Below are 26,662 nucleotides of genomic sequence, written 5' to 3' on the forward strand. Positions count from 1 at the left end.
CGAGACTCTCGTTTCGCTGAACGAGGCTTCTTGGCCATCGGAGGCGGCTCAAGCCTGGCGAGCGAGCCGATTTCGGTCGAGGAAAGTGTCGATCACGGCGAGGAGCTGTTTGCGCTCGCGCGGGGGCAGCTTCTCGATCTGCTTGAAGCGTCGCCAGAGGCGCTGGTTGGCGGACTTGGGCGACGCTTTCAACGGCTTGATGCCGAGGAGCTGATCGGCGGAGACGCCCAAGACCTCGGCGAAAGCGGGGAGTAGCTGCGTGGGCGGGTGGTCGGTCTGGCCCTCGTAGTAGGCGACCATGCGCTGGGAGAGGCCGACGAGCTCGCCCAGCTCGCGCTGCGAGTAGCCAGCATCGCGACGTAGCTGAGCGAGACGATTGCCAAAGGACTTGGCTGAGGACACCACCATCTTCTTCTTGGGCACAGACGGATCTCCGGTAGCTCGGAGAGCGTACCGTCGAGATCCAGGGGGAACGCTTTTTCGCTTGCTAAGGCATACAAAGCTTGTATTAGCTGGTGGCGGGCTTGTCGAGGTGATTTTTCGCTTGACGGCTATTTCCTCCTGGAGGCGCAGATGGCGAGAGTGAGCGAGGCAGAAATCCGGGCGTTGAAGCGGGAGATTTCGGTCGAGCGGCTGGCAGAAGCGCGGGGCGTGAAGCTGAAGAAGCACGGCAAGGATCTGATCGGCCTGTGCCCCTTCCACGACGACCACGAGCCGAGCCTGGTGATCACGCCGGAGCGAAACCTGTGGCACTGCCTCGGGGCGTGCCAGGCGGGCGGGAGCGTGATCGACTGGGTGATGAGGGCGGAGGCGGTGAGCTTCCGGCACGCGGTGGAGCTTTTGCGGAAGGACCTTCCCTCCTTAGCCGCCGAGGCTGCGGAGTCGCCGGCGAAGCCGCCGCCGAAGAAGACGCTGGTGCCGAAGCTGCCGCCGGTGGTGGAGCAGGTGGCGAGCGACCAGGAGCTGCTCGTGGAAGTGGTGGACTACTACCACCAGACGCTGCTCGAGACCCCGGAGGCCCGGGCGTACCTCGAGAAGCGCGGGCTCGGGAGCGAGGAGGCGATCCGTCACTTCCGCCTGGGCTTCGCGAACCGCACGCTCTCCTATCGCCTGCCCTCTCGCAATCAGCGCACGGGGAGCGAGCTCCGTGCGGCGCTGGAGCGGCTCGGTGTGTTTCGCGAGAGCGGGCACGAGCACCTGAACGGCTCCCTGGTCGTCCCGATCTTCGACGAGGCGGGCCAGGTGGTGGAGCTCTACGGGCGGAAGATCACCCCGCACCTGAGGAAAGGCACGCCGCTGCACCTGTACTTACCAGGGCCGCATCGAGGCGTCTGGAACTGGCAGGCGCTGCGGGAGTCGAAGGAGATCATCCTGTGCGAGAGCCTGCTCGACGCGCTCACGTTTTGGTGCGCGGGCCACCGAAACGTTACCGCGGCCTACGGCGTGGAGGGCTTCACGGACGATCACCGTGAGGCCTTTCGGCGTCACGGCGTCGAGCGGGTGCTGATCGCCTACGATCGCGACGAGGCGGGAGAGCGAGCAGCGGACAAGCTCGCCCGCGAGCTGGGCGAGGCGGGGATCGCGACCGCGCGGGTGTTGTTTCCGAAGGGGATGGACGCGAACGAGTACGCGCTGAAGGTCGCCCCGGCGGACAAGAGCCTGGGGCTGGTGCTGCGCCAGGCGGTGTGGCTCGGGAGCGGGGAGACGCCAGCGGCGGAGCCCAGCGCTGAGGCGCAGTCGATCGCCGAGGCGTCGCCGGCGCCGGCGCCCACGCCAACGGCAGAGGAGACCCTTCCCTCCTTAGCTGCTTCTTCTGAGGAGCCGGTGCAGACGGCGGTGGCGGAGAGCGAAGGAGACGACATCGTTTTCCGGTTTGGAGATCGGCGCTGGCGAGTGCGGGGTCTGGACAAGAAAGCGGGGCCGGAGCAGTTGCGCGTCAACTTGCTGGTCGCCCGAGAAGGCGGGGGCTTTCACGTGGACACGCTGGAGCTGTACGCGGCGAGGCAGCGAGCGGTGTACGTGAAGCTTGCGGCGGAGGAGCTGGGGCTCGAGGAGCGCGTGATCAAGCACGAGCTCGGCCAGGTGCTGCTCGCGCTGGAGGAGCGGCAGGAGGCGGAGCGCGCGGCGGACAGCGCGAAGAAGCCGGCCACGATCAGCGACGCAGATCGCGCGGCGGCGCTCGAGCTTTTGCGGTCGCCGGGGCTCTGCGATCAGATCTTGGAAGACTTCCGCCGCATGGGCGTTGTCGGCGAAGAAACGAACAAGCTCGTCGGCTACCTGGCGGCGACGAGCCGGAAGCTGGAGGAGCCGCTGGCGGTGATCATCCAAAGCTCGAGCGCGGCGGGGAAGAGCTCGCTGATGGAGGCGGTGCTGAGCCTGATGCCCGTCGAGGAGCGGGTGCAGTACTCGGCGATGACGGGGCAGAGCCTCTTCTACATGGGCGAGAGTGATCTGGCGCACAAGATCCTGGCCATCGTCGAAGAGGAGGGAGCGGAGCGAGCGAGCTACGCGCTGAAGCTCTTGCAGAGCGAGGGGGAGCTGACGATCGCGAGCACGGGCAAGGATCCAGCGACGGGGCGTCTGGTGACGCAGGAGTACCGGGTGGAGGGGCCGGTGATGATCTTCCTGACGACGACGGCGATCGAGGTGGACGAAGAGCTCTTGAACCGCTGCATCGTGCTGACGGTGGACGAGGGTCGGGAGCAGACGCGGGCGATCCACGATCGGCAGCGGCGAGCGCGGACGCTGGAGGGCGTCGTGGCTCGGCAAGAGCGCGGGCGGCTGATGGAGCTGCACCAGAACGCGCAGCGGCTGCTCAGGCCGCTCTCGGTGGTAAATCCGTACGCGGAGCAGCTCACGTTTCCCGATCACCGGACGCGGATGCGGCGGGACCACATGAAGTACCTGGCGCTGATCGAGGCCATCGCGCTGCTCCATCAATACCAGCGGCCGGTGCGAGAGGTGGAGCACCGAGGGACGAAGCTCCGGTACGTGGAGGTGACGAAGGCGGACATCGCGCTGGCGAATCGGCTGACGCACGAGGTGCTGGGACGGAGCCTGGACGAGCTTCCGCCGCAGACGCGGCGCTTGCTGGGGCTGGTGGACGAGCTGGTGAGGGAAGAGACGAAGCGGCTGGGGCTCGAGCGCGGAGATTTTCGCTTTAGTCGCCGAGAGCTGCGCGACCGCACGGGCTGGGGCGACACGCAGCTCCGCGTCCATCTGGGCCGGTTGCTCGAGCTGGAGTACGTGTTGGCGCACCGTGGACGCCAGGGCCAGAGCTACGCGTACGAGCTGTGCTGGAGCGCGAGCGAGGATGACGGACCATTCCTGCCCGGTTTGATCGACGCGGAAGCGCTGGAGGAGTCGTCTACGATTTCAACTTCGCGGGGGTCGAAGCCCAACTTCGCGGGGGGTGTGCGGGGTGGATGCGGGGGGGTGATGCGGGGGGTGTGCGGGGTGGCGAAGACGAGGCGAAGCCGCAGCAAAACAGCGGCGCTCGCGATCTGAAGAGTGATCGCGCACAGAAAGCGCGTCGCGGGAACGGACAAGCGTCGTCGTACGTGCGCGGAGTCGTAGCGGTCCGGCGAGCGGATGCGAGCTGATGCCTCCGAAGCAGGGCAAGAAGAAGAAGGCGCCGCGGGTGATCGGCGATCCGCACGATCCGGAGGGCTTCGGGGTGTGGGTGCGTCGGTACCTGGAGTGGCTGGCGGTGCGGAACTACTCGCCGCGGACGGTGGGCAACGCGGAGTCGAGCTTGCGGCTCTTCGTGGAGTGGTGCGCGGCTCGGAGCCTGGCGAGGCCGGTGGAGCTGACGAAACCGATTCTGGAGCGCTACCAGCGGCACCTGTACCACCTGCGGCGCCCCGACGGCCGGCCGCAGCTGTCGTTTCGGTCGCAGCACGTGCGGCTGAGTGCGGTGCGGGGCTTCTTCCGGTGGCTGGTGAAACAGAACGTCCTCAGCGCCAACCCCGCGAGCGAGCTCGAGCTGCCGCGGCTTCCGGCCCGGCTGCCGCGGGACGTGCTGACGGTGGCGGAGGTGGAGCGAGTGATGGCGCAGCCGGACACGCGCACCGCAGTGGGCGTGCGGGACCGGGCCATCGTCGAGGTTTTGTACTCGACGGGGATCCGGCGGAGCGAGGTGGTGGCTCTGAAGCTGAGCGACGTGGACGCGGAGCGCGGCACGCTGATGGTGCGCGAGGGCAAGGGACAGAAAGACCGGATGGTGCCGGTCGGGGAGCGCGCGCTCTCGTGGGTGAGTCGCTACCTGCGCGACGTGCGACCGGAGCTGGTGATGCCACCGGACTCTGGAGCGCTGTTTCTGACGACGCTGGGCGAAGCGCTGACGCCGGACTGGCTGACGCAGACGGTGCGGCGTTACGTGAAGGAAGCGGAGCTCGGCAAGAGCGGCGCATGCCACATCTTCCGGCACACGATGGCGACGCTGATGCTCGAGGGCGGAGCGGACGTGCGTTACATCCAGGAGATGCTGGGGCACGTGCACCTCGACTCGACGCAGGTGTACACGCGCGTGAGCATCCGGAAGCTGAAGGCGATCCACGACGCGACGCACCCCGGGGCGAAGCTCGAGCGGCTGGCGAAGACGACGGGGCGACGCGAGCAAGGAGCTTCCGCACCGGCCGGGCCGGCCGAAACGTCCACGTCGCCGGAACCCTCCTCGCGCAGGGCGGCGAGTCACGGCGACGAGCACGACGAGTGACGGTCGGCGAAGGGCGTCGCGAGCCGCTCCGCCCCCCAGCGCGAGTCGCTCGCTCGGCGGAGCGCATAAGCCTGGCTTATGCGCACCGCCCGGCGTCCCGGGGCTTGCACCGCCGAGCACGGTGGGGCGGCTCGCGAGCAAGCCCCGCGCCGCCGGGTCCCCTCGCTCGCTAAACATAACCGGAGGGTTATGTTACCTCGCGCTGGGGGGCTGCGCTCCACGGTGCACGTCGCATCACGCTCGCGCTGCACGTCGAGCTCGCGACGCGTGCACCGTCTCGGCGAGCGCGGCGGCCCCGCCCCGCCGCGCTCGCCTCATGGCGTCACAGAGGCCCGCCCGCCCCGGCGGGAAACGGCTCGGCCCGCGTGGGACCCTCCCACGCGGGCCTCATCACGTCCCAGCCCCGCCGCTCGGCGCCGCGGTGCTATGCTCGGCATGTGAACGCGCTGAAAGCCCACGTGAAGAACGGCCGCATCATCGTCGATGAGCCCACGGACCTGCCCGAGGGGACGGAGCTGTACCTCGTGCCGGCTGAAGACGATGACGAGATGGACGATGAGGAGCGCGCAGAGCTCGAAGCTGCCATCGACGAAGGACTGGACGACTTCGAGGCTGGACGCATCGTCGACGAGGAGACCGTGCGGGCCATGCTGCGGGCGCACCGTTGAAGCTCGAGATTTCCGCTCGCGCAGACCGCGAAATGAAAGCGGCGTTGAAGTGGTGGGGCGAAAATCGGCGTGATGCACCCACGCTGCTCAGCGACGAGATCGGCGAGTATCTCGACAAGCTGAAAGAGTCGCCCGACCTCGGTGCGGTTTGGCGGACACGCCGCGGCCAACTGATTCGAAAAGTGCTCCTCCCACGCACGAAGAAACAGCTCTACGTGACCCGCCCCAACGCCAACACGGTGCGCATCGTTTGCTTGTGGGGCGGGCAGCGCGGCCGCCCGCCGAAACTCTAATCTTCTCCTCTTAGCTGCCTCAGATAGCCGCCTGCGTGCGCGCGTACGCGGGCGGACAAGCGTCTCCGCCTCGAGCAGCGAGCCCGAAAACACGCGTCTGGGGATTTTCAGTTGCGCGCGCAGGAACGCGTCGGGCTCGCGCGCTTCGAAGTCACGGAAGGCACCCGGGAAAATCGGTGTGCGGGTACGACGAATGCGTCGGACTCATGTTTCACCGGGAAGGAAGAGGACATCGACGTCGGCCTCACGTACTTCGGCAAGCGGTATCTGTCGCCGTATCTGAATCGGTGGATCAGTCCGGATCCGCTCGCGGTGCATGGGCTGGGGGCGGACCTGAATCTGTACGCGTACGTGTCGGGGCGCGCGTTGAAGGCGGTCGATCCACTTGGTCTGCAGGAAGCTCCCAAGGACTCGATTCCAGATGGCTGGAGCTTCACGGTCACCGGCTGCGGTCAGGAAGGTGTTGCCTGCCAAGCCGGGGACGACGTCGCCGGTGCGCCGGGTAGTACCGGGGCTTCGTCGACTGGCGGAGAAGCGCCGGGTGTTGCGGCTGCGCATGGTGCAGCAACCGGCTTCCTCGGGTCGGTGACGCCGAACGGCGATAACGCGACAGCAAGCGTTGCAGATACCGTCAACAAGAATGCGTCGCCGAACGAACGTCGAGGATTCGGCGTTGGATTGATGGCTGGCGCGGCGGCCGGTGCAGGGACAAGCACGTACGTGACCTACCGATGGCTCTTGTACTTGGCCGGGGAAGCTGGCGGCGGAGGTAGCGGGCCTGCTGCAGGAGCGGTCGTCAGCACCTATCTGATGGCGGGTCTACTGTCGATGTACGTCGAGTACCTCGCGCTTGGACAAGCTGGCCGCAATGCAGAAGTGGGCTACAAGATGTCCCGAACTTCGAGCAAGTCGGCGACTTCAACGGCATCGCGGGGTGGGGCAAATCCGAAGACGCAGAAGGCTGCTGCACGAGGCAGCAAACTCCACTCGGACAAGCCTGGGCATCTTCCGGACCAGCTGCGAGCCCGATACCCAAACACGGACTTCGAGTTCACTAAGCCCGGTGTGGCAGGCCAGGACGTCCACGTTACGGGGGGGCAGCACCCCTCGTCTTACACGGGCTCGAAATGGCCCCAAGGAGTCGACTATGCTGACTTCAAGCCAGATACGCCCGGGGGAAGGAAGACCTTTTCTCGCGATCAACGCCTGAAGTGGAAGCAGCCAACATTCATGCTGCCGTATGATCCGAGGAGCGGGACGCTGACGCCATGAGCCGAATCACCAGTGGGCCGATCGAACTGACTGCGCCGGAGGACTGGGGTAAGATCAGCGAGCCGGGCGAAGTTCTGACTCTTGCAAAGCTCGGTGATGGGGTGGGAGCTCTCCAGTTCTCCTCTGCTGGCTACCGGGCTGGCGTGAAACCAGATCCGGATGTTGGTGAGCTTGGTGCGATGGTCAGAGAACTCGCGAGAGCCAACGCTCTGGGTATTGAAAGTGATCGTGTAGCTGTCACCGAAAACGGCTTGCGCATTGCCGCGGCCAGCTACAGCAACGATGAGGAGTTCACGCGGATCTGGTACGTGACCGATGGCTGGAGCGTGGCATTGGCGACGTATACGTGCGATGCATCGGATCCGCGAACTGAACTGGATGCTTGCGAACGAATAGTACGAGCCATACGTTTTTCCAAGGTTTCCGATTCGTGATGCGAAGCTCGAGACGTGCGCCCAGACGTAGAGTGGGAGCAGTGTGGCCGGAGCGGGCTCTCCCAGGCCTGAGTAATGTTTCGTTGGCCTGCGGCGCGCGCCAGAACGCGCCGGTGATCGCCGCCGAGCTGGAGACGGACCCGCTCACGGACGCCCCGGCGCCGGCTGGCCTAACGCAAACATTACTCAGCCGGCGGCCCAGAGCGGCGGCCGCGCACATCCGCGGTCGCGACGCAGAGCGCGTCGGCCCGCGTCATTCCAAGGCCACAGCGGTGGGAGGGTCCCGCCGCTGTGGCCGAGTCGTGTCCGCGCCGGTCGCCGCCGTGTAGTGCGCGCGCTCCGGCTGGGTACATCAGCCCGCGCGGCGCTGGTGCTCGGCGATCAGCGTGGCGACGAATTTGGCGACGAGTTCCTGCTCGCGCCTGGGCAAGGCCACGGCCTGCTCGAAGACGCGCTGGAGCTTTCCGACGGGCCCGGGCCTGCGCGGCTCGACGGGACGCTCGCCGAGCAGCTCTTCGACGCGGACGCCGAGAGCCTTTGCTAGGCGGGGCAGCACGTCGGAGCGGGGAGGAGTTGCGGATGTCTCCCAGTAGGCGATGGATTTGGGAGAAACGCGCACGGCGTCGGCGAGCTCGACCTGGCTGAGGCCGGCCGCTTTTCGCAGAGCCACCAGACGAGCCGCCTGTTTGGGGCGAGGTCTGGAGAGACGACGAGGCATGCCGGGATTGTAGGGGTGCATTTCTGGATCCCTCCTTTCCCAGGGCAGAAGACGCTTGCTGCGTACCTGGTATGCCAGGTAAAACGGGACGGGTCAATCAGGTACGTCAGAAGCGTTGTTTTTCGCTTGACGGCTATTTCCTCCTGGAGGCGCAGATGGCGAGAGTGAGCGAGGCAGAAATCCGGGCGTTGAAGCGGGAGATTTCGGTCGAGCGGCTGGCAGAAGCGCGGGGCGTGAAGCTGAAGAAGCACGGCAAGGATCTGATCGGGCTGTGCCCGTTTCACGACGACCGCGAGCCGAGCCTGGTGATCACGCCAGAGCGGAACCTGTGGCACTGCCTCGGAGCGTGCCAGGCGGGCGGGAGCGTGATCGACTGGGTGATGAGGGCGGAGGCGGTGAGCTTCCGGCACGCGGTGGAGCTGCTCAGGAAGGATCTTCCCTCCTTAGCCGCCGAAGCCGCGGAGTCGCTGGCGAAGCCGCCGCCGAAGAAGACGCTGGTGCCGAAGTTGCCGCCGGTGGTGGAGCAGGTAGCGAGCGATCAGGAGCTGCTCGTGGAAGTGGTGGACTACTACCACCAGACGCTGCTCGAGAGCCCGGAGGCCCGGGCGTATCTGGACAAGCGCGGGCTCGGGAACGAGGAGGCAATTCGTCACTTCCGTCTGGGCTTCGCGAACCGCACGCTCTCCTATCGCCTGCCGTCTCGAAACCAGCGCACGGGCAGCGAGCTCCGAGCGGCGCTGGAGCGTCTCGGGGTGTTTCGCGAGAGCGGGCACGAGCACCTGAACGGCTCCCTGGTCGTCCCGATCTTCGACGAGACGGGCCAGGTGGTGGAGCTCTACGGGCGGAAGATCACCCCGCACCTGAGGAAGGGCACGCCGCTGCACCTGTACTTGCCGGGTCCGCATCGAGGCGTCTGGAACTGGCAGGCGCTGCGGGAGTCGAAGGAGATCATCCTCTGCGAGAGCCTGCTCGACGCGCTCACGTTTTGGTGTGCGGGCCACCGGAACGTCACCGCGGCCTACGGTGTGGAGGGCTTCACGGACGATCACCGTGAGGCCTTTCGGCGTCACGGCGTCGAGCGGGTGCTGATCGCCTACGATCGCGACGAGGCGGGAGAGCGCGCAGCGGACAAGCTCGCGCGGGAGCTGGGCGAGGCGGGGATCGCGACCGCGCGGGTGTTGTTTCCGAAGGGGATGGACGCGAACGAGTACGCGTTGAAGGTCGCCCCGGCGGACAAGAGCCTCGGCTTGGTGCTGCGGCAGGCGGTGTGGCTCGGGAGCGGCGAGACGCCGGCGGCGGAGCCCAGCGCTCGGGAGGAGGCGATCGCCGAGGCGTCGCCGCTTACGCTTAAGCGCCCACGCCAACGGCAGAGGAGACCCTTCCCTCCTTAGCTGCTTCTTCTGAGGAGCCGGTGCAGACGGCGGTGGCGGAGAGCGAAGGAGACGACATCGTTTTCCGGTTTGGAGATCGGCGCTGGCGAGTGCGGGGTCTGGACAAGAAAGCGGGGCCGGAGCAGTTGCGCGTCAACTTGCTGGTCGCCCGAGAAGGCGGGGGCTTTCACGTGGACACGCTGGAGCTGTACGCGGCGAGGCAGCGAGCGGTGTACGTGAAGCTTGCGGCGGAGGAGCTGGGGCTCGAGGAGCGCGTGATCGCTAACGAGCTCGGCCAGGTGCTGCTCGCGCTGGAGGAGCGGCAGGAGGAGGCGGAGCGCGCGGCGGACAGCGCGAAGAAGCCGGCCACGATCAGCGACGCCGATCGCGCGGCGGCGCTCGAGCTTTTGCGGTCGCCGGGGCTCTGCGATCAGATCTTGGAAGACTTCCGCCGCATGGGCGTTGTCGGCGAAGAAACGAACAAGCTCGTCGGCTACCTGGCGGCGACGAGCCGGAAGCTGGAGGAGCCGCTGGCGGTGATCATCCAAAGCTCGAGCGCGGCGGGAAGAGCTCGCTGATGGAGGCGGTGCTGAGCCTGATGCCCGTCGAGGAGCGGGTGCAGTACTCGGCGATGACGGGGCAGAGCCTCTTCTACATGGGCGAGAGTGATCTGGCGCACAAGATCCTGGCCATCGTCGAAGAGGAGGGAGCGGAGCGAGCGAGCTACGCGCTGAAGCTCCTGCAGAGCGAGGGGGAGCTGACGATCGCGAGCACGGGCAAGGATCCAGCGACGGGGCGGCTGGTGACGCAGGAGTACCGGGTGGAGGGGCCGGTGATGATCTTCCTGACGACGACGGCGATCGAGGTGGACGAAGAGCTTTTGAACCGCTGCATCGTGCTGACGGTGGACGAGGGACGGGAGCAGACGCGGGCGATCCACGATCGGCAGCGGCGAGCGCGGACGCTGGAGGGGGTGGTGAGCCGGCAAGAGCGCGGGCGGTTGATGGAGCTGCACCAGAACGCCCAGCGCTTGCTCAGGCCGCTTTCGGTCGTGAATCCGTACGCGGAGCAGCTCACGTTTCCCGATCACCGGACGCGGATGCGGCGGGACCACATGAAGTACCTGGCGCTGATCGAGGCCATCGCGCTGCTCCATCAATACCAGCGGGCGGTGCGAGGAGAGGTGGAGCACCGGGGCACGAAGCTCCGGTACGTGGAGGTGACGAAGGCGGACATCGCGCTGGCGAATCGGCTGACGCACGAGGTGCTGGGGCGGAGCCTGACGAGCTGCCGCCGCAGACGCGCGGCGCTTGCTGGGGCTGGTGGACGAGCTGGTGAGGGAAGAGACGAAGCGGCTGGGGCTCGAGCGCGGAGATTTTCGCTTTAGTCGCAGAGAGCTGCGCGACCGCACGGGCTGGGGCGACACGCAGCTCAAGGTGCACCTCGGGCGGCTGGTGGAGCTGGAGTACGTGCTGGTGCACCGCGGGCGGCAGGGGCAGAGCTACGGCTACGAGCTGTGCTGGAGCGCGAGCGAAGAGGACGGACCATTGCTGCCAGGTTTGATCGACGCGGAGGCGCTGGACGCGTCGTCTACGATTTCAACTTCGCGGGGGTCGAAGCCCAACTTCGCGGGGGGTGGTCGGCCCTCGGTCGGCCCCCGGTCGGGGGGTGGTCGGGGTGGCCAAGACGAGACGAAGCCGCAGCAAAACAGCGGCGCTCGTGATCTGAAGAGTGATCGCGCACAGAAAGCGCGCCGCGGGAACGGACAAGCGTCGTCGTACGTGCGCGGAGTCGTAGCGGTGCGGCGAGCGGATGCGAGCTGATGCCTCCGAAGCAGGGCAAGAAGAAGAAGGCGCCGCGGGTGATCGGCGATCCGCACGATCCGGAGGGCTTCGGTGTGTGGGTGCGTCGGTACCTGGAGTGGCTGGCGGTGCGGAACTACTCGCCGCGGACGGTGGGCAACGCGGAGTCGAGCCTGAGGCTCTTCGTGGAGTGGTGCGGAGCGCGGAGCCTGGTGAGGCCGGTGGAGCTGACGAAACCGATTCTGGAGCGCTACCAGCGGCACCTGTACCACCTCCGGCGCCCCTGACGGCCGGCCGCAGCTGTCGTTTCGGTCGCAGCACGTGCGGCTGAGCGCGGTGCGGGCTTCTTCCGGTGGCTGGTGAAACAGAACGTCCTATCCGCGAACCCCGCGAGCGAGCTCGAGCTGCCGCGGCTTCCGGCCCGGTTGCCGCGAGACGTGCTGACGGTGGCGGAGGTGGAGCGGGTGATGGCGCAGCCGGACACGCGGACGGCGGTGGGCGTGTGGGACCGGGCCATCGTCGAGGTCTTGTACTCGACGGGGATCCGGCGGAGCGAGGTGGTGGCTCTGAGGCTGAGCGACGTGGACGGAGAGCGCGGCACGCTGATGGTGCGCGAGGGCAAGGGACAGAAGGACCGGATGGTGCCTGTAGGGGAGCGCGCGCTCTCGTGGGTGAGTCGCTACCTGCGCGACGTGCGACCGGAGCTGGTGATGCCACCGGACTCTGGAGCGCTGTTTCTGACGACGCTGGGCGAGGCGCTCACGCCGGACTGGCTGACGCAGACGGTGCGGCGTTACGTGAAGGAAGCCGAGCTCGGCAAGAGCGGCGCCTGCCACATCTTCCGGCACACGATGGCGACGCTGATGCTCGAGGGCGGAGCGGACGTGCGCTACATCCAGGAGATGCTGGGGCACGTGCACCTGGACTCGACGCAGGTGTACACGCGCGTGAGCATCCGGAAGCTGAAGGCGATCCACGACGCGACGCACCCCGGAGCGAAGCTCGAGCGGCTGGCGAAGACGACGGGGCGACGCGAGCAAGGAGCTTCCGCACCGGCCGGGCCGGCTGAAACGCCCACGCCACCGGAACCCTCTCGCGCTTGGCGGCGGGTCACGGCGACGAGCACGACGAGTGACGGTCGGCGAAGAGCGACGCGAGCCGCTCCGCCCCCCCAGCGCGAGTCGCTGCTCGGCGGTGCGCATAAGCCTGGCTTATGCGCACCGCCCAGCGTCCTGGGGCTTGCACCGCCGAGCACGGTGGGGCGGCTCGCGAGCAAGCCCCTGCGCCGTTGGTCCCTCGCTCGCTAAACATAACCGGAGGGTTATGTTACCTCGCGCTGGGGGCTGCGCTCCACGGTGCACGTCGCATCACGCATCGCAGTGAGCGTCGAGCTCGCGCCGCGTGCACCGTCTCGGCGAGCGCGGCGGCCCCGCCCCGCCGCGCTCGCCTCATCGCGTCACAGAGGCCCGCCCGCCCCGGCGGGAAACGGCTCGGCCCGTGGGACCCTCCCACGCGGGCCTCATCACGTCCCAGCCCCGCCCCTCGGCGTCGCGGTGCTATGCTCGGCATGTGAACGCGCTCAAAGCCCACGTGAAGAACGGCCGCATCGTGGTCGACCAACCGACGGACTTGCCTGAGGGCACGGTGCTGACGCTCGTGCCCGTCGAGGATGAAGAAATTCCCGGCGTCGCACACGAGCACATGAGCGCGGAAGAACGCGAGGCGCTGGAGAAGGCGATTGACGAAGGCTTGGCCGATGCCGACGCGGGTCGAGTGGTCGATGCTTCCGTAGTCTTGGAAAAGCTCCGCGCTCGCTCAAGTGCATGAAGGTCATCTTCGGAACGCGCTGAGCTCGAGGCTGAGGAGCTCGACACGTGGTGGCGGGAAAACCGCCCGCGGCGCCAGACATGTCGGTCGACGAGCTGGACCGGCTTGTCGAGCTGCTCAAGGTCCCAGGCGTCGCTGGGAACGAAGCGACAGACGGCGAGCGGCAGAATCGTCTACTGCATCGTGATGGAGAAGAGCGGGCACTACATCTACCTGCAGCGGGACAGCGAGACGCAGGTCACGATTGTCTGCCTCTGGGCCGGTCGGCAAGAGCACGAACCCGAGCTCTGAAGCCCTGACCTTCTTTCCTTAGCCGCCCGAAAACCACGCGTCCGCGCGCGCGTGCGTGCACGCCCTCGCGTGTCGGCGACAGCGTGCGCAGGCGAAAACACGCGTCTGGGGATTTTCAGGTGCGCGCGCAGGAACGCGTCCGGCTCGCGCGCTTCGAAGTCACGGAAGGCACCCGGGAAAATCGGTGCGCGCGTACGACGAACGCGTCGGACTCATGTTTCACCGGGAAGGAAGAGGACATCGACGTCGGCCTCACGTACTTCGGCAAGCGGTATCTGTCGCCGTATCTGAATCGGTGGATCAGTCCGGATCCGCTCGCGGTGCATGGGCTGGGGGCGGACCTGAATCTGTACGCGTACGTGTCGGGGCGCGCGTTGAAGGCGGTCGATCCACTTGGTCTGCAGGAAGCCCTGGCGACTCTGATTCCAGATGGCTGGAGTTTCACGGTCACCGGCTGCGGTCAGGAAGGTGTTGCCTCGCTGCTGGGGACGACGTCGCCGGTGCGCCGGGTAGTACCGGGGCTTCGTCGACTGGCGGAGAAGCGCCGGGTGTTGCGGCTGCGCATGGTGCAGCAACCGGCTTCCTCGGGTCGGTGACGCCGAACGGCGATAACGCGACAGCAAGCGTTGCAGATACCGTCAACAAGAATGCGTCGCCGAACGAACGTCGAGGATTCGGCGTTGGATTGATGGCTGGCGCGGCGGCCGGTAGGGACAAGCACGTACGTGACCTACCGATGGCTCTTGTACTTGGCCGGGGAAGCTGGCGGCGGAGGTAGCGGGCCTGCTGCAGGAGCGGTCGTCAGCACCTATCTGATGGCGGGTCTACTGTCGATGTACGTCGAGTACCTCGCGCTTGGACAAGCTGGCCGCAATGCAGAAGTGGGCTACAAGATGTCCTGAACTTCGAGCAAGTCGGCGACTTCAACGGCATCGCGGGTGGGGGGCAAATCCGAAGACGCAGAAGGCTGCTGCACGAGGCAGCAAACTCCACTCGGACAAGCCTGGGCATCTTCCGGACCAGCTGCGAGCCTGATACCCAAACACGGACTTCGAGTTCACTAAGCCCGTGTGGCAGGCCAGGACGTCCACGTTACGGGGGCAGCACCCCCTCGTCTTACACGGGCTCGAAATGGCCCCAAGGAGTCGACTATGCTGACTTCAAGCCAGATACGCCCGGGGAAGGAAGACCTTTCTCGCGATCAACGCCTGAAGTGGAAGCAGCCAACATTCATGCTGCCGTATGATCCGAGGAGCGGGACGCTGACGCCATGAGCCGAATCACCAGTGGGCCGATCGAACTGACTGCGCCGGAGGACTGGGGTAAGATCAGCGAGCCGGGCGAAGTTCTGACTCTTGCAAAGCTCGGTGATGGGGTGGAGCTCTCCAGTTCTCCTCTGCTGGCTACCGGGCTGGCGTGAAACCAGATCCGGATGTTGGTGAGCTTGGTGCGATGGTCAGAGAACTCGCGAGAGCCAACGCCTGGGTATTGAAAGTGATCGTAGCTGTCACCGAAAACGGCTTGCGCATTGCCGCGGCCAGCTACAGCAACGATGAGGAGTTCACGCGGATCTGGTACGTGACCGATGGCTGGAGCGTGGCATTGGCGACGTATACGTGCGATGCATCGGATCCGCGAACTGAACTGGATGCTTGCGAACGAATAGTACGAGCCATACGTTTTTCCAAGGTTTCCGATTCGTGATGCGAAGCTCGAGACGTGCGCCCAGACGTAGAGTGGGGAGCAGTGTGGCCGGAGCGGGCTCTCCAGGCCTGAGTAATGTTTCGCCACCTGCGGCGCGCGCCAGAACGCGCCGGTGATCGCCGCCGAGCTGGAGACGGACCCGCTCACGGACGCCCGGCGCCGGCTGGCCTAACGCAAACATTACTCAGCTGGCGGCCCAGAGCGGCGGCCGCGCACATCCGCGGTCGCGACGCAGAGCGCGTCGGCCCGCGTCATTCCAAGGCCACAGCGGTGGGAGGGTCCCGCCGCTGTGGCCGAGTCGTGTCCGCGCCGGTCGCCGCTGTGTAGTGCGCGCGCTCCGGCTGGGTACATCAGCCCGCGCGGCGCTGGTGCTCGGCGATCAGCGTGGCGACGAATTGGCGACGAGTTCCTGCTCGCGCCTGGGCAAGGCCACGGCCTGCCTCGAAGACGCGCTGGAGCTTTCCGACGGGCCCGGGCCTGCGCGGCTCGACGGGACGCTCGCCGAGCAGCTCTTCGACGCGGACGCCGAGAGCCTTTGCCAGGCGGGGCAGCACGTCGGAGCGGGAGGAGTTGCGGATGTCTCCCCAGTAGGCGATGGATTTGGGGAGAAACGCGCACGGCGTCGGCGAGCTCGACCTGGCTGAGGCCGGCCGGCCGCTGCAGAGCCACCAGACGAGCCGCCTGTTTGGGGCGAGGTCTGGAGAGACGACGAGGCATGCCGGGATTGTAGGGGTGCATTTCTGGATCCCTCCTTTCCCAGGGCAGAAGACGCTTGCTGCGTACCTGGTATGCCAGGTAAAACGGGACGGGTCAATCAGGTACGTCAGAAGCGTTGTTTTTCGCTTGACGGCTATTTCCTCCTGGAGGCGCAGATGGCGAGAGTGAGCGAGGCAGAAATCCGGGCGTTGAAGCGGGAGATTTCGGTCGAGCGGCTGGCAGAAGCGCGGGGCGTGAAGCTGAAGAAGCACGGCAAGGATCTGATCGGGCTGTGCCCGTTTCACGACGACCGCGAGCCGAGCCTGGTGATCACGCCAGAGCGGAACCTGTGGCACTGCCTCGGAGCGTGCCAGGCGGGCGGGAGCGTGATCGACTGGGTGATGAGGGCGGAGGCGGTGAGCTTCCGGCACGCGGTGGAGCTGCTCAGGAAGGATCTTCCTCCTTAGCCGCCGAAGCTGCGGAGTCGCTGGCGAAGCCGCCGCCGAAGAAGACGCTGGTGCCGAAGTTGCCGCCGGTGGTGGAGCAGGTAGCGAGCGATCAGGAGCTGCTCGTGGAAGTGGTGGACTACTACCACCAGACGCTGCTCGAGAGCCCGGAGGCCCGGGCGTATCTGGACAAGCGCGGGCTCGGGAACGAGGAGGCAATTCGTCACTTCCGTCTGGGCTTCGCGAACCGCACGCTCTCCTATCGCCTGCCGTCTCGAAACCAGCGCACGGGCAGCGAGCTCCGAGCGGCGCTGGAGCGTCTCGGGGTGTTTCGCGAGAGCGGGCACGAGCACCTGAACGGCTCCCTGGTCGTCCCGATCTTCGACGAGACGGGCCAGGTGGTGGAGCTCTACGGGCGGAAGATCACCCCGCACCTGAGGAAGGGCACGCCGCTGCACCTGTACTTGCCGGGTCCGCATCGAGGCGTCTGGAACTGGCAGGCGCTGCGGGAGTCGAAGGAGATCATCCTCTGCGAGAGCCTGCTCGACGCGCTCACGTTTTGGTGTGCGGGCCACCGGAACGTCACCGCGGCCTACGGTGTGGAGGGCTTCACGGACGATCACCGTGAGGCCTTTCGGCGTCACGGCGTCGAGCGGGTGCTGATCGCCTACGATCGCGACGAGGCGGGAGAGCGCGCAGCGGACAAGCTCGCGCGGGAGCTGGGCGAGGCGGGGATCGCGACCGCGCGGGTGTTGTTTCCGAAGGGGATGGACGCGAACGAGTACGCGTTGAAGGTCGCCCCGGCGGACAAGAGCCTCGGCTTGGTGCTGCGGCAGGCGGTGTGGCTCGGGAGCGGCGAGACGCCGGCGGCGGAGCCCAGCGCTCGGGAGGAGGCGATCGCCGAGGCGTCGCCGGCGCCGGCGCCCACGCCAACGGCAGAGGAGACCCTTCCCTCCTTAGCTGCTTCTTCTGAGGAGCCGGTGCAGACGGCGGTGGCGGAGAGCGAAGGAGACGACATCGTTTTCCGGTTTGGAGATCGGCGCTGGCGAGTGCGGGGTCTGGACAAGAAAGCGGGGCCGGAGCAGTTGCGCGTCAACTTGCTGGTCGCCCGAGAAGGCGGGGGCTTTCACGTGGACACGCTGGAGCTGTACGCGGCGAGGCAGCGAGCGGTGTACGTGAAGCTTGCGGCGGAGGAGCTGGGGCTCGAGGAGCGCGTGATCAAGCACGAGCTCGGCCAGGTGCTGCTCGCGCTGGAGGAGCGGCAGGAGGCGGAGCGCGCGGCGGACAGCGCGAAGAAGCCGGCCACGATCAGCGACGCCGATCGCGCGGCGGCGCTCGAGCTTTTGCGGTCGCCGGGGCTCTGCGATCAGATCTTGGAAGACTTCCGCCGCATGGGCGTTGTCGGCGAAGAAACGAACAAGCTCGTCGGCTACCTGGCGGCGACGAGCCGGAAGCTGGAGGAGCCGCTGGCGGTGATCATCCAAAGCTCGAGCGCGGCGGGGAAGAGCTCGCTGATGGAGGCGGTGCTGAGCCTGATGCCCGTCGAGGAGCGGGTGCAGTACTCGGCGATGACGGGGCAGAGCCTCTTCTACATGGGCGAGAGTGATCTGGCGCACAAGATCCTGGCCATCGTCGAAGAGGAGGGAGCGGAGCGAGCGAGCTACGCGCTGAAGCTCCTGCAGAGCGAGGGGGAGCTGACGATCGCGAGCACGGGCAAGGATCCAGCGACGGGGCGGCTGGTGACGCAGGAGTACCGGGTGGAGGGGCCGGTGATGATCTTCCTGACGACGACGGCGATCGAGGTGGACGAAGAGCTTTTGAACCGCTGCATCGTGCTGACGGTGGACGAGGGACGGGAGCAGACGCGGGCGATCCACGATCGGCAGCGGCGAGCGCGGACGCTGGAGGGGGTGGTGAGCCGGCAAGAGCGCGGGCGGTTGATGGAGCTGCACCAGAACGCCCAGCGCTTGCTCAGGCCGCTTTCGGTCGTGAATCCGTACGCGGAGCAGCTCACGTTTCCCGATCACCGGACGCGGATGCGGCGGGACCACATGAAGTACCTGGCGCTGATCGAGGCCATCGCGCTGCTCCATCAATACCAGCGGGCGGTGCGAGAGGTGGAGCACCGGGGCACGAAGCTCCGGTACGTGGAGGTGACGAAGGCGGACATCGCGCTGGCGAATCGGCTGACGCACGAGGTGCTGGGGCGGAGCCTGGACGAGCTGCCGCCGCAGACGCGGCGCTTGCTGGGGCTGGTGGACGAGCTGGTGAGGGAAGAGACGAAGCGGCTGGGGCTCGAGCGCGGAGATTTTCGCTTTAGTCGCAGAGAGCTGCGCGACCGCACGGGCTGGGGCGACACGCAGCTCAAGGTGCACCTCGGGCGGCTGGTGGAGCTGGAGTACGTGCTGGTGCACCGCGGGCGGCAGGGGCAGAGCTACGGCTACGAGCTGTGCTGGAGCGCGAGCGAAGAGGACGGACCATTGCTGCCAGGTTTGATCGACGCGGAGGCGCTGGACGCGTCGTCTACGATTTCAACTTCGCGGGGGTCGAAGCCCAACTTCGCGGGGGGTGGTCGGCCCTCGGTCGGCCCCCGGTCGGGGGGTGGTCGGGGTGGCCAAGACGAGACGAAGCCGCAGCAAAACAGCGGCGCTCGTGATCTGAAGAGTGATCGCGCACAGAAAGCGCGCCGCGGGAACGGACAAGCGTCGTCGTACGTGCGCGGAGTCGTAGCGGTGCGGCGAGCGGATGCGAGCTGATGCCTCCGAAGCAGGGCAAGAAGAAGAAGGCGCCGCGGGTGATCGGCGATCCGCACGATCCGGAGGGCTTCGGTGTGTGGGTGCGTCGGTACCTGGAGTGGCTGGCGGTGCGGAACTACTCGCCGCGGACGGTGGGCAACGCGGAGTCGAGCCTGAGGCTCTTCGTGGAGTGGTGCGGAGCGCGGAGCCTGGTGAGGCCGGTGGAGCTGACGAAACCGATTCTGGAGCGCTACCAGCGGCACCTGTACCACCTCCGGCGCCCCGACGGCCGGCCGCAGCTGTCGTTTCGGTCGCAGCACGTGCGGCTGAGCGCGGTGCGGGGCTTCTTCCGGTGGCTGGTGAAACAGAACGTCCTATCCGCGAACCCCGCGAGCGAGCTCGAGCTGCCGCGGCTTCCGGCCCGGTTGCCGCGAGACGTGCTGACGGTGGCGGAGGTGGAGCGGGTGATGGCGCAGCCGGACACGCGGACGGCGGTGGGCGTGCGGGACCGGGCCATCGTCGAGGTCTTGTACTCGACGGGGATCCGGCGGAGCGAGGTGGTGGCTCTGAGGCTGAGCGACGTGGACGGAGAGCGCGGCACGCTGATGGTGCGCGAGGGCAAGGGACAGAAGGACCGGATGGTGCCTGTAGGGGAGCGCGCGCTCTCGTGGGTGAGTCGCTACCTGCGCGACGTGCGACCGGAGCTGGTGATGCCACCGGACTCTGGAGCGCTGTTTCTGACGACGCTGGGCGAGGCGCTCACGCCGGACTGGCTGACGCAGACGGTGCGGCGTTACGTGAAGGAAGCCGAGCTCGGCAAGAGCGGCGCCTGCCACATCTTCCGGCACACGATGGCGACGCTGATGCTCGAGGGCGGAGCGGACGTGCGCTACATCCAGGAGATGCTGGGGCACGTGCACCTGGACTCGACGCAGGTGTACACGCGCGTGAGCATCCGGAAGCTGAAGGCGATCCACGACGCGACGCACCCCGGAGCGAAGCTCGAGCGGCTGGCGAAGACGACGGGGCGACGCGAGCAAGGAGCTTCCGCACCGGCCGGGCCGGCCGAAACGCCCACGCCACCGGAACCCTCCTCGCGCTTGGCGGCGGGTCACGGCGACGAGCACGACGAGTGACGGTCGGCGAAGAGCGACGCGAGCCGCTCCGCCCCCCAGCGCGAGTCGCTCGCTCGGCGGTGCGCATAAGCCTGGCTTATGCGCACCGCCCAGCGTCCCGGGGCTTGCACCGCCGAGCACGGTGGGGCGGCTCGCGAGCAAGCCCCGCGCCGCCGGGTCCCCTCGCTCGCTAAACATAACCGGAGGGTTATGTTACCTCGCGCTGGGGGGCTGCGCTCCACGGTGCACGTCGCATCACGCATCGCAGTGAGCGTCGAGCTCGCGCCGCGTGCACCGTCTCGGCGAGCGCGGCGGCCCCGCCCGCCGCGCTCGCCTCATCGCGTCACAGAGGCCCGCCCGCCCCGGCGGGAAACGGCTCGGCCCGTGGGACCCTCCCACGCGGGCCTCATCACGTCCCAGCCCCGCCCCTCGGCGTCGCGGTGCTATGCTCGGCATGTGAACGCGCTCAAAGCCCACGTGAAGAACGGCCGCATCGTGGTCGACCAACCGACGGACTTGCCTGAGGGCACGGTGCTGACGCTCGTGCCCGTCGAGGATGAAGAAATTCCCGGCGTCGCACACGAGCACATGAGCGCGGAAGAACGCGAGGCGCTGGAGAAGGCGATTGACGAAGGCTTGGCCGATGCCGACGCGGGTCGAGTGGTCGATGCTTCCGTAGTCTTGGAAAAGCTCCGCGCTCGCTCAAGTGCATGAAGGTCATCTTCTCGGAACGCGCCGAGCTCGAGGCTGAGGAGCTCGACACGTGGTGGCGGGAAAACCGGCCCGCGGCGCCAGACATGTTTGTCGACGAGCTGGACCGGCTTGTCGAGCTGCTCAAGGTCCCAGGCGTCAAGCTGGGAACGAAGCGACAGACGGCGAGCGGCAGAATCGTCTACTGCATCGTGATGGAGAAGAGCGGGCACTACATCTACCTGCAGCGGGACAGCGAGACGCAGGTCACGATTGTCTGCCTCTGGGCCGGTCGGCAAGAGCACGAACCCGAGCTCTGAAGCCCTGACCTTCTTTCCTTAGCCGCCCGAAAACCACGCGTCCGCGCGCGCGTGCGTGCACGCCCTCGCGTGTCGGCGACAGCGTGCGCAGGCGAAAACACGCGTCTGGGGATTTTCAGGTGCGCGCGCAGGAACGCGTCCGGCTCGCGCGCTTCGAAGTCACGGAAGGCACCCGGGAAAATCGGTGCGCGCGTACGACGAACGCGTCGGACTCATGTTTCACCGGGAAGGAAGAGGACATCGACGTCGGCCTCACGTACTTCGGCAAGCGGTATCTGTCGCCGTATTTGAATCGGTGGATCAGTGCGGACCCGTTGGCGGTGCATGGGTTGGGGGCGGACCCGAATTTGTACGCGTACGTGAGTGGGATGGCGCTCAGGGCAGTAGACCCAGTTGGTCTCGACCCGGACACGGCCCCAATTCCGGTGAAGCAGGCCCCACCCGGCGTGAAGCCCGGCCAACGCTTCATTCCGGTTCCTGCGGGAAAGGGCGGGGAGGTGTCGCGCAGCGAATTCCAGGAGGCGGCGAAGGGCCGGGCGGTGTTTGTCTACGAACCGAAGAGCGGCTTGGACATCGACACCGCAAACACGTTGGCTCAATTGCGACAAGCGATGGGCGGGGGCACTGGAACCGGCGGTGGGTGCACTGGTGTGGAGTGCAGCGGCTTTGGGGAACGCAAGCACGATACGCTGCTTGACCAAACCATGCTGGGTGCAGCCTTGGTTTTGGGTATCGAGCCGGGCAAGCGTGGGGTTAGTGGAGGCATGCCCGGTGGCGTTGGCCCTGAGGAGAATGCCTCCGGGAAGACGCAGGCCGCGGTCGCGGGAGGATACGTGGCGATGGCCATCCTCCTGGGTCGAATCATAGAAGCATATCGCGCGGCGCGTGCCGTAGAACAAGGGTTGAGGGCGCTGCATGCTCCGGCGTGGACCCCGCACGGCTACAAACACTTTCCTTCGGGGAAGCTTGCTTGGAAGGATGTTGTGAAGGCGACTCTGAAAGGGCCGGCAAAGTACGGCCACGGCGTGAACGTCGAGGCAATTGAGCGCGATGTGTGGCAAACTGGACAATCCGTAACGTCCGGGAAGACGTGGAAAGTCAAGGAATTCTCCGAAGAAATTGGCGCGAGCGGTGGCAAGGCCAGCCGTTGGGTACGTGTGGAACGTTCAGCAGGGACAATTCACGGCCACCCGATCACGGAGAGCGAATTCAAGAAACTCACCAGGCCCCGATGAACAAACTAGACTTCGCTTTTGGAAGCGGCATCGTACGGTACTGCGACTGGCGCATCACTCCAGAGTTGCCACTCCAGGCGCAGCTTGCAGCGCTGAAGGAGGATTTGATCCAAGTGGAGTACGGGGACTCTGTGATGGTCGACGTAGGTTGGTACCCTCAGGGCGACCCAACCGGAGAGTTCGTTGTCTACGTGATTGCTGAAAGGAAGTGGAACGATCCTGTGGCGGCCTTCCGCGCCAGTACAGTCGAGAGACTATCCGTCGCGGTGGCCGAAGCCGTGCAGACTGCGGACGAACTTGTTCGCCACCGCGCCTAGCTTCACATCTACCCCGCGAAGCGTGGTTCCCCTGCTTCGAACGCGCTTCGCGATACCCGAAGGTGTGGGGTTCCTTAGGGGGCTCGCGGCGGACCGGCAAATTCAGGCGGAGAGGGCGTCGACGAGGGCGGTGATGGATCCGTCGATGCCGAGGAGCGAGGTGTCCACCACGTGATCCGCTTGGGCGTAGAGGGGCGTGCGGGAGCGGAGCAGGGCGCGGAGCTCGCTCATGGCGTCGTCCCGATTCCGCATCGGGCGCTCGTCCCCCTGGGCGCGGACGCGCTGCATGTGATCTTCCGGCTTTGCCTTGAGCCACACGGTGGTGGCGGCGCGGCGCAGTAGGTCGAAGGACTCCGCGTCGCCCACGATGCTGCCGCCGGTGGCGATCACGGCGCGCGGGTGATCCGCGAACACGCGGCGCAGCGTTTCCCGCTCGAGGCGGCGGTAGAAGGCTTCCCCCTGGAGCTCGAATACTTCGCCCAAGGTCATGCCCGCGGCGCGCTCCACCAGCTGGTCGAGCTCCACGAAGGGGACGGACAGGGCTTGGGCGAGGCGCGGACCGATGGTGCTCTTGCCGGCGCCGCGAAGACCGAGCAGCGCGACGACGCCGGGCTCCGCGCTGCCTTCGCCCACGCCTTCGAGCAAGCGCGCGGCGCTGGTGCCGAGGGCGTGCGCCACGTCGCACAAACGCGCCACGCTGATGTTGCCCTGACCCGCCTCCAGCTGGGCCAGGAAGCGCTCGCTCACTCCGGCGCGCTCGCTCAGGGCGTGGAGGGTGAGCTCCCGCCCGAGGCGGCACGCCCGCACGGAATGGCCCAAAGCGGCCAAAGTGGGGTTTCGGGGCTCACTCACGGGTCTGCACTATAGTTCCGATCAATGGCAAATCAACTGCAACATACTGCTTGATTGACGAAGCTCAAGTCGGTAGGCTTCTCGCCTCATGTCGTCGCCCGTCCGCTTCGAAACCCATCCCTCCGAGTACAAGCGCTGGAAGCTGTCCTTCGAGGGCCCCGTTGCCACCCTCGCCATGGACGTGCCGGAAGACGCGGCGCTGTCCGGGGACTACGTGCTCAAGCTCAACAGCTACGACCTCGGGGTCGACATCGAGCTGGCGGATGCGATTCAGCGTGTGCGCTTCGAGCACCCGGAAACGAAGGTCATGGTCGTCACCAGCGACAAGGACCGCATCTTCTGCTCCGGCGCCAACATCTACATGCTGGGCAGCTCTACCCACGCCTTCAAGGTGAACTTCTGCAAGTACACCAACGAGACGCGGCTGTACCTGGAAGACATGGCGGAGCACAGCGGCATCCCCACCATCGCCGCGCTGAACGGCACCGCTTCCGGCGGCGGCTACGAGCTGGCGATGGCGTGCGAGCACATCATCTTGCAGGAAGATGGGAACTCCGCCGTGAGCTTGCCGGAGGTGCCGCTGCTGGCGGTGCTGCCGGGCACCGGGGGCCTCACGCGCCTGGTGGACAAGCGCAAGGTCCGCCGTGATCTGGCGGATGCCTTCAGCACCGTCGCAGAAGGCGTGCGCGGCAAGCGCGCAGTGGAATGGCGGCTGGTGGATCAATCGGTGCCCCGTAGCAAGTTCGACGAGGCGGTGAAGAGCACGGCGGCGGAGCAGGCCAAGAGCGCGCCGGAGCGGAGCGGCGCCGGCGTCACGCTGAGCCCGCTGGCGCCGGAGCGCGCCGACGGCGTCACCCAGTACCGCCACGTCACGATGGAAATCGGCGAGGAAAAGCGGGTCTGCACCATCACGGTGAAGGCTCCCGCGGCCCCCACGCCGAAGACGGCGGAAGAGCTGCGCAAGGCGGGGGAGAACGTGTGGGCGCTCCGCGCGTTCCGGGAGCTGGACGACGCGCTCTTGAACCTGCGCTTCAACCACTTGGAGGTCGGCCTGGTGGTGCTGAAGACCGAGGGCGACGCCCAAGCGGTGCTGGAGAGCGACCGCACCGTGGCAGCGTTGGCCAAGGACGACTGGTTCGCTCGCGAGATCGTGTTGCAGCAGAAGCGCGTGCTCAAGCGGCTGGATCTCTCCGCGCGCACGGCGTTCGCCATCATCGAGCCGGGCTCCTGTTTCGCGGGCTCGCTGTTCGAGCTGGCGCTGGCGGCGGACCGCTCCTACATGCTGGACGTGGACGACGGGCCCACGGTGGCGCTGTCGGTCATGAACTTCGGCCCGCTGCCCATGAGCAACGGCCTCACGCGCCTGGACACGCGCTTCTTGGCGACGCCGGAGCGTGTTGGTGAGCTCAAGGGTCGAGAAGACGCGATGGACACCCAGACCGCGCTCGAGCTCGGTCTCGTCACCTTCGCCCCGGACGACATCGACTGGGACGACGAGGTGCGCATCGCCGTGGAAGAGCGCGCGGCGTTCTCCCCCGACGCCCTCACCGGCATGGAAGCCAGCCTGCGCTTCGCCGGCCCCGAGACCATGGAGACCAAGATCTTCGGGCGGCTTTCCGCCTGGCAGAACTGGATCTTCCAGCGCCCCAACGCCGTGGGGGAGCGCGGCGCCCTGACCAAATACGGAACCCCCGAACGCCCCGTGTTCGACTTCCGCCGCACCTGATTTCCGGAGAAGCCATGAGCAACGTCGCGACCAACGAGAAGATCCCGAACAACGTCAACCTGGCCGGGGACCGCCGGCTGCAGCGTGCCTTGGAGCAGTGGCAGCCGAACTTCGTGAACTGGTGGGTGGACATGGGGCCCGTCGGCTACCAGCAGCACGACGTGTGGCTGCGCACCGCCATCAGCGCGGACTCCGACGGCTGGGCGCACTTCGACTACGTGAAGATGCCGGAGTACCGCTGGGGCATCTTCCTCGCGGATCCGGTGAAGGACCGCACCATTGGCTTCGGGGACGAGATGGGCAAGCCCGTGTGGCAAGAGGTTCCCGGTGAGCACCGCAACACGTTGCGCCGCTTGATCGTGACCCAGGGCGACACCGAGCCCGCCAGCGTGGAGCAGCAGCGAAACCTGGGCGCCACCTGCCCCAGCCTGTACGACCTCCGGAACCTGTTCCAGGTGAACGTGGAAGAGGGCCGGCACCTGTGGGCCATGGTGTACCTGCTCCACTCCTACTTTGGCCGCGATGGCCGCGAAGAGGCGGAAGCCCTGTTGGAGCGCCGCAGCGGCAACCCGGACAACCCCCGCATCTTGGGCGCCTTCAACGCACCGATGCTGGATTGGCTGTCCTTCTTCATGTTCACCTACTTCACGGATCGCGACGGCAAGTACCAGCTCCTCGCCCTGGCGGAGAGCTCCTTCGATCCGCTGAGCCGCACCACGCGCTTCATGCTCACGGAAGAGGCGCACCACATGTTCGTGGGCGAGACCGGCGTGCAGCGCATCGTCAAGCGCAGCGCAGAGCTCATGAAGGAGCACCCCGGCAAGAACCCGCGGGAGCTCGGCGCCATCGATCTGCCCACGGTGCAGCGCTACATGAACTACTGGTACTCCATCTCGCTGGATCTGTTCGGCGGCGAGATCAGCAGCAACGCCGCCACCTATTTTGCCACCGGCCTCAAGGGTCGCGCCCACGAGGACCGCTACGAGGATCACGTGGCCCTCGACGGCAGCTACGAGATGTCAGTGCCCAAGGACGGCAAGGTCCAGACCGAGTCCATCGCCATGCGCAACGCCATGAACGAGGTGCTGCGCGACGGTTACATCGAGGACTGCCAGCGCGGCGTGGACAAGTGGAACAAGACCATCGCCGAGGCGGGCGTCGATTTCACGCTCACGCTGCCCAGCCGCCGCTTCAACCGCCAGGTGGGCATCTACGCCGGCATGCACTTCGACCCCAAGGGCGAGCCGCTGAGCGAAGCAGCGTACGAAGCGGGCGTGAAGGACTGGCTGCCTTCGCAGGCGGACCGCGAGTTCATCCAGGGCCTGATGCAGAAGCCCGTGCTCGAGCCCGGCAAGATGGCGAACTACATCGCGCCCCCCAACCGCGGCATCAAGGGCAAGCCCATCGAGTACGAGTACGTTCGGCACGACTGAG

At 66.7% G+C, this 26,662-nt stretch carries 20 protein-coding genes and 4 pseudogenes; 21 read left to right on the forward strand and 3 right to left on the reverse strand.

All coding sequences use genetic code 11. The annotated features are described in order from the left end of the window. Positions 1-48: 48 nt before the first annotated feature. Positions 49-423, reverse strand: coding sequence for a helix-turn-helix transcriptional regulator (locus tag H6717_01205; protein ID MCB9575631.1), 375 nt, complete (start codon positions 421-423; stop codon positions 49-51). Between the two features lie 150 nt (positions 424-573). Here H6717_01205 and H6717_01210 point away from each other — a divergent pair, with 150 nt between their 5' ends. The 6 genes from H6717_01210 (at position 574) to H6717_01235 (ending at position 7,384) form a co-directional block, all read left to right on the forward strand. Further along, positions 574-3,507 (forward strand): toprim domain-containing protein, encoded by a 2,934-nt coding sequence (locus H6717_01210; protein ID MCB9575632.1) that lies wholly within the window; start codon positions 574-576, stop codon positions 3,505-3,507. A gap of 94 nt (positions 3,508-3,601) precedes the next feature. After that, on the forward strand, positions 3,602-4,717 hold the full coding sequence (gene xerC / locus H6717_01215) for a site-specific tyrosine recombinase XerC (protein MCB9575633.1): 1,116 nt from the start codon (positions 3,602-3,604) through the stop codon (positions 4,715-4,717). 437 nt (positions 4,718-5,154) lie between these two features. Beyond that, positions 5,155-5,385, forward strand: coding sequence for a hypothetical protein (locus H6717_01220; GenBank protein ID MCB9575634.1), 231 nt, complete (start codon positions 5,155-5,157; stop codon positions 5,383-5,385). Next, on the forward strand, positions 5,382-5,678 hold the full coding sequence (locus H6717_01225) for a hypothetical protein (protein ID MCB9575635.1): 297 nt from the start codon (positions 5,382-5,384) through the stop codon (positions 5,676-5,678). The genes H6717_01220 and H6717_01225 overlap by 4 nt, the downstream gene beginning before the upstream one ends. A 111-nt stretch (positions 5,679-5,789) precedes the next feature. Then, a complete protein-coding gene (locus tag H6717_01230; GenBank protein ID MCB9575636.1) occupies positions 5,790-6,950 on the forward strand; it encodes an RHS repeat-associated core domain-containing protein in 1,161 nt (386 codons plus the stop codon). After that, positions 6,947-7,384, forward strand: coding sequence for a hypothetical protein (locus tag H6717_01235; GenBank protein ID MCB9575637.1), 438 nt, complete (start codon positions 6,947-6,949; stop codon positions 7,382-7,384). Before H6717_01230 ends, H6717_01235 begins: the two co-directional genes overlap by 4 nt. Positions 7,385-7,736: 352 nt before the next feature. On the opposite strand, the gene H6717_01240 is transcribed toward H6717_01235, so the two are convergent. Next, a complete protein-coding gene (locus H6717_01240; protein ID MCB9575638.1) occupies positions 7,737-8,102 on the reverse strand; it encodes a helix-turn-helix transcriptional regulator in 366 nt (121 codons plus the stop codon). A 155-nt stretch (positions 8,103-8,257) separates the two neighbouring features. Here H6717_01240 and H6717_01245 point away from each other — a divergent pair. The 13 genes and pseudogenes from H6717_01245 (at position 8,258) to H6717_01305 (ending at position 22,650) form a co-directional block, all read left to right on the forward strand. Continuing rightward, positions 8,258-11,295 (forward strand): annotated as a pseudogene (locus H6717_01245) (toprim domain-containing protein). Further along, positions 11,295-12,581, forward strand: a pseudogene (gene xerC / locus H6717_01250) (site-specific tyrosine recombinase XerC). Before H6717_01245 ends, xerC (H6717_01250) begins: the two co-directional pseudogenes overlap by 1 nt. A 262-nt stretch (positions 12,582-12,843) precedes the next feature. Then, entirely contained in the window at positions 12,844-13,101 is a 258-nt protein-coding gene (locus tag H6717_01255) for a hypothetical protein (protein ID MCB9575639.1), read from the forward strand. Positions 13,102-13,475: 374 nt separating this feature from the next. Further along, complete coding sequence (locus tag H6717_01260) at positions 13,476-13,988, forward strand: RHS repeat-associated core domain-containing protein (GenBank protein ID MCB9575640.1); 513 nt, start codon at positions 13,476-13,478, stop codon at positions 13,986-13,988. A 129-nt stretch (positions 13,989-14,117) separates the two neighbouring features. Continuing rightward, positions 14,118-14,294 (forward strand): hypothetical protein, encoded by a 177-nt coding sequence (locus tag H6717_01265; protein ID MCB9575641.1) that lies wholly within the window; start codon positions 14,118-14,120, stop codon positions 14,292-14,294. A 368-nt stretch (positions 14,295-14,662) separates the two neighbouring features. Further along, the gene (locus H6717_01270) at positions 14,663-14,812 is read left to right on the forward strand and encodes a hypothetical protein (protein MCB9575642.1); all 150 of its coding nucleotides are present in this window, start codon (positions 14,663-14,665) and stop codon (positions 14,810-14,812) included. Further along, positions 14,809-15,096, forward strand: coding sequence for a hypothetical protein (locus tag H6717_01275; GenBank protein MCB9575643.1), 288 nt, complete (start codon positions 14,809-14,811; stop codon positions 15,094-15,096). Before H6717_01270 ends, H6717_01275 begins: the two co-directional genes overlap by 4 nt. Before the next feature lie 872 nt (positions 15,097-15,968). After that, positions 15,969-18,994, forward strand: a pseudogene (locus H6717_01280) (toprim domain-containing protein). Beyond that, positions 18,994-20,109 carry a site-specific tyrosine recombinase XerC gene (xerC, locus tag H6717_01285; GenBank protein ID MCB9575644.1) on the forward strand — a complete coding sequence of 372 codons (1,116 nt, stop codon included), beginning with the start codon at positions 18,994-18,996 and terminating at the stop codon, positions 20,107-20,109. Before H6717_01280 ends, xerC (H6717_01285) begins: the two are co-directional and overlap by 1 nt. Before the next feature lie 435 nt (positions 20,110-20,544). Further along, positions 20,545-20,802 (forward strand): hypothetical protein, encoded by a 258-nt coding sequence (locus tag H6717_01290; GenBank protein MCB9575645.1) that lies wholly within the window; start codon positions 20,545-20,547, stop codon positions 20,800-20,802. Next, positions 20,799-21,098, forward strand: coding sequence for a hypothetical protein (locus H6717_01295; protein ID MCB9575646.1), 300 nt, complete (start codon positions 20,799-20,801; stop codon positions 21,096-21,098). Before H6717_01290 ends, H6717_01295 begins: the two co-directional genes overlap by 4 nt. A gap of 83 nt (positions 21,099-21,181) precedes the next feature. After that, positions 21,182-21,463 (forward strand): annotated as a pseudogene (locus H6717_01300) (hypothetical protein). Positions 21,464-22,329: 866 nt separating this feature from the next. Then, the gene (locus tag H6717_01305) at positions 22,330-22,650 is read left to right on the forward strand and encodes a hypothetical protein (protein ID MCB9575647.1); all 321 of its coding nucleotides are present in this window, start codon (positions 22,330-22,332) and stop codon (positions 22,648-22,650) included. A 102-nt stretch (positions 22,651-22,752) separates the two neighbouring features. Here H6717_01305 and H6717_01310 read toward each other — a convergent pair whose 3' ends face one another. Next, positions 22,753-23,502, reverse strand: coding sequence for a helix-turn-helix domain-containing protein (locus tag H6717_01310; protein ID MCB9575648.1), 750 nt, complete (start codon positions 23,500-23,502; stop codon positions 22,753-22,755). Positions 23,503-23,590: 88 nt separating this feature from the next. On the opposite strand from H6717_01310, the gene H6717_01315 reads away from it, so the two are divergent. Together H6717_01315 and boxB are read left to right on the forward strand one after the other, a co-directional pair. Beyond that, entirely contained in the window at positions 23,591-25,228 is a 1,638-nt protein-coding gene (locus H6717_01315) for a benzoyl-CoA-dihydrodiol lyase (protein MCB9575649.1), read from the forward strand. A gap of 14 nt (positions 25,229-25,242) precedes the next feature. Further along, positions 25,243-26,661: a benzoyl-CoA 2,3-epoxidase subunit BoxB gene (gene boxB, locus H6717_01320; GenBank protein ID MCB9575650.1), complete on the forward strand. Its 1,419-nt coding sequence runs from the start codon at positions 25,243-25,245 to the stop codon at positions 26,659-26,661. The last annotated feature ends 1 nt before the right edge of the window (position 26,662 follow it).

The sequence above is a fragment of the Polyangiaceae bacterium genome (genome assembly GCA_020633235.1).
GTDB lineage: Bacteria > Myxococcota_A > Polyangia > Polyangiales > Polyangiaceae > JACKEA01.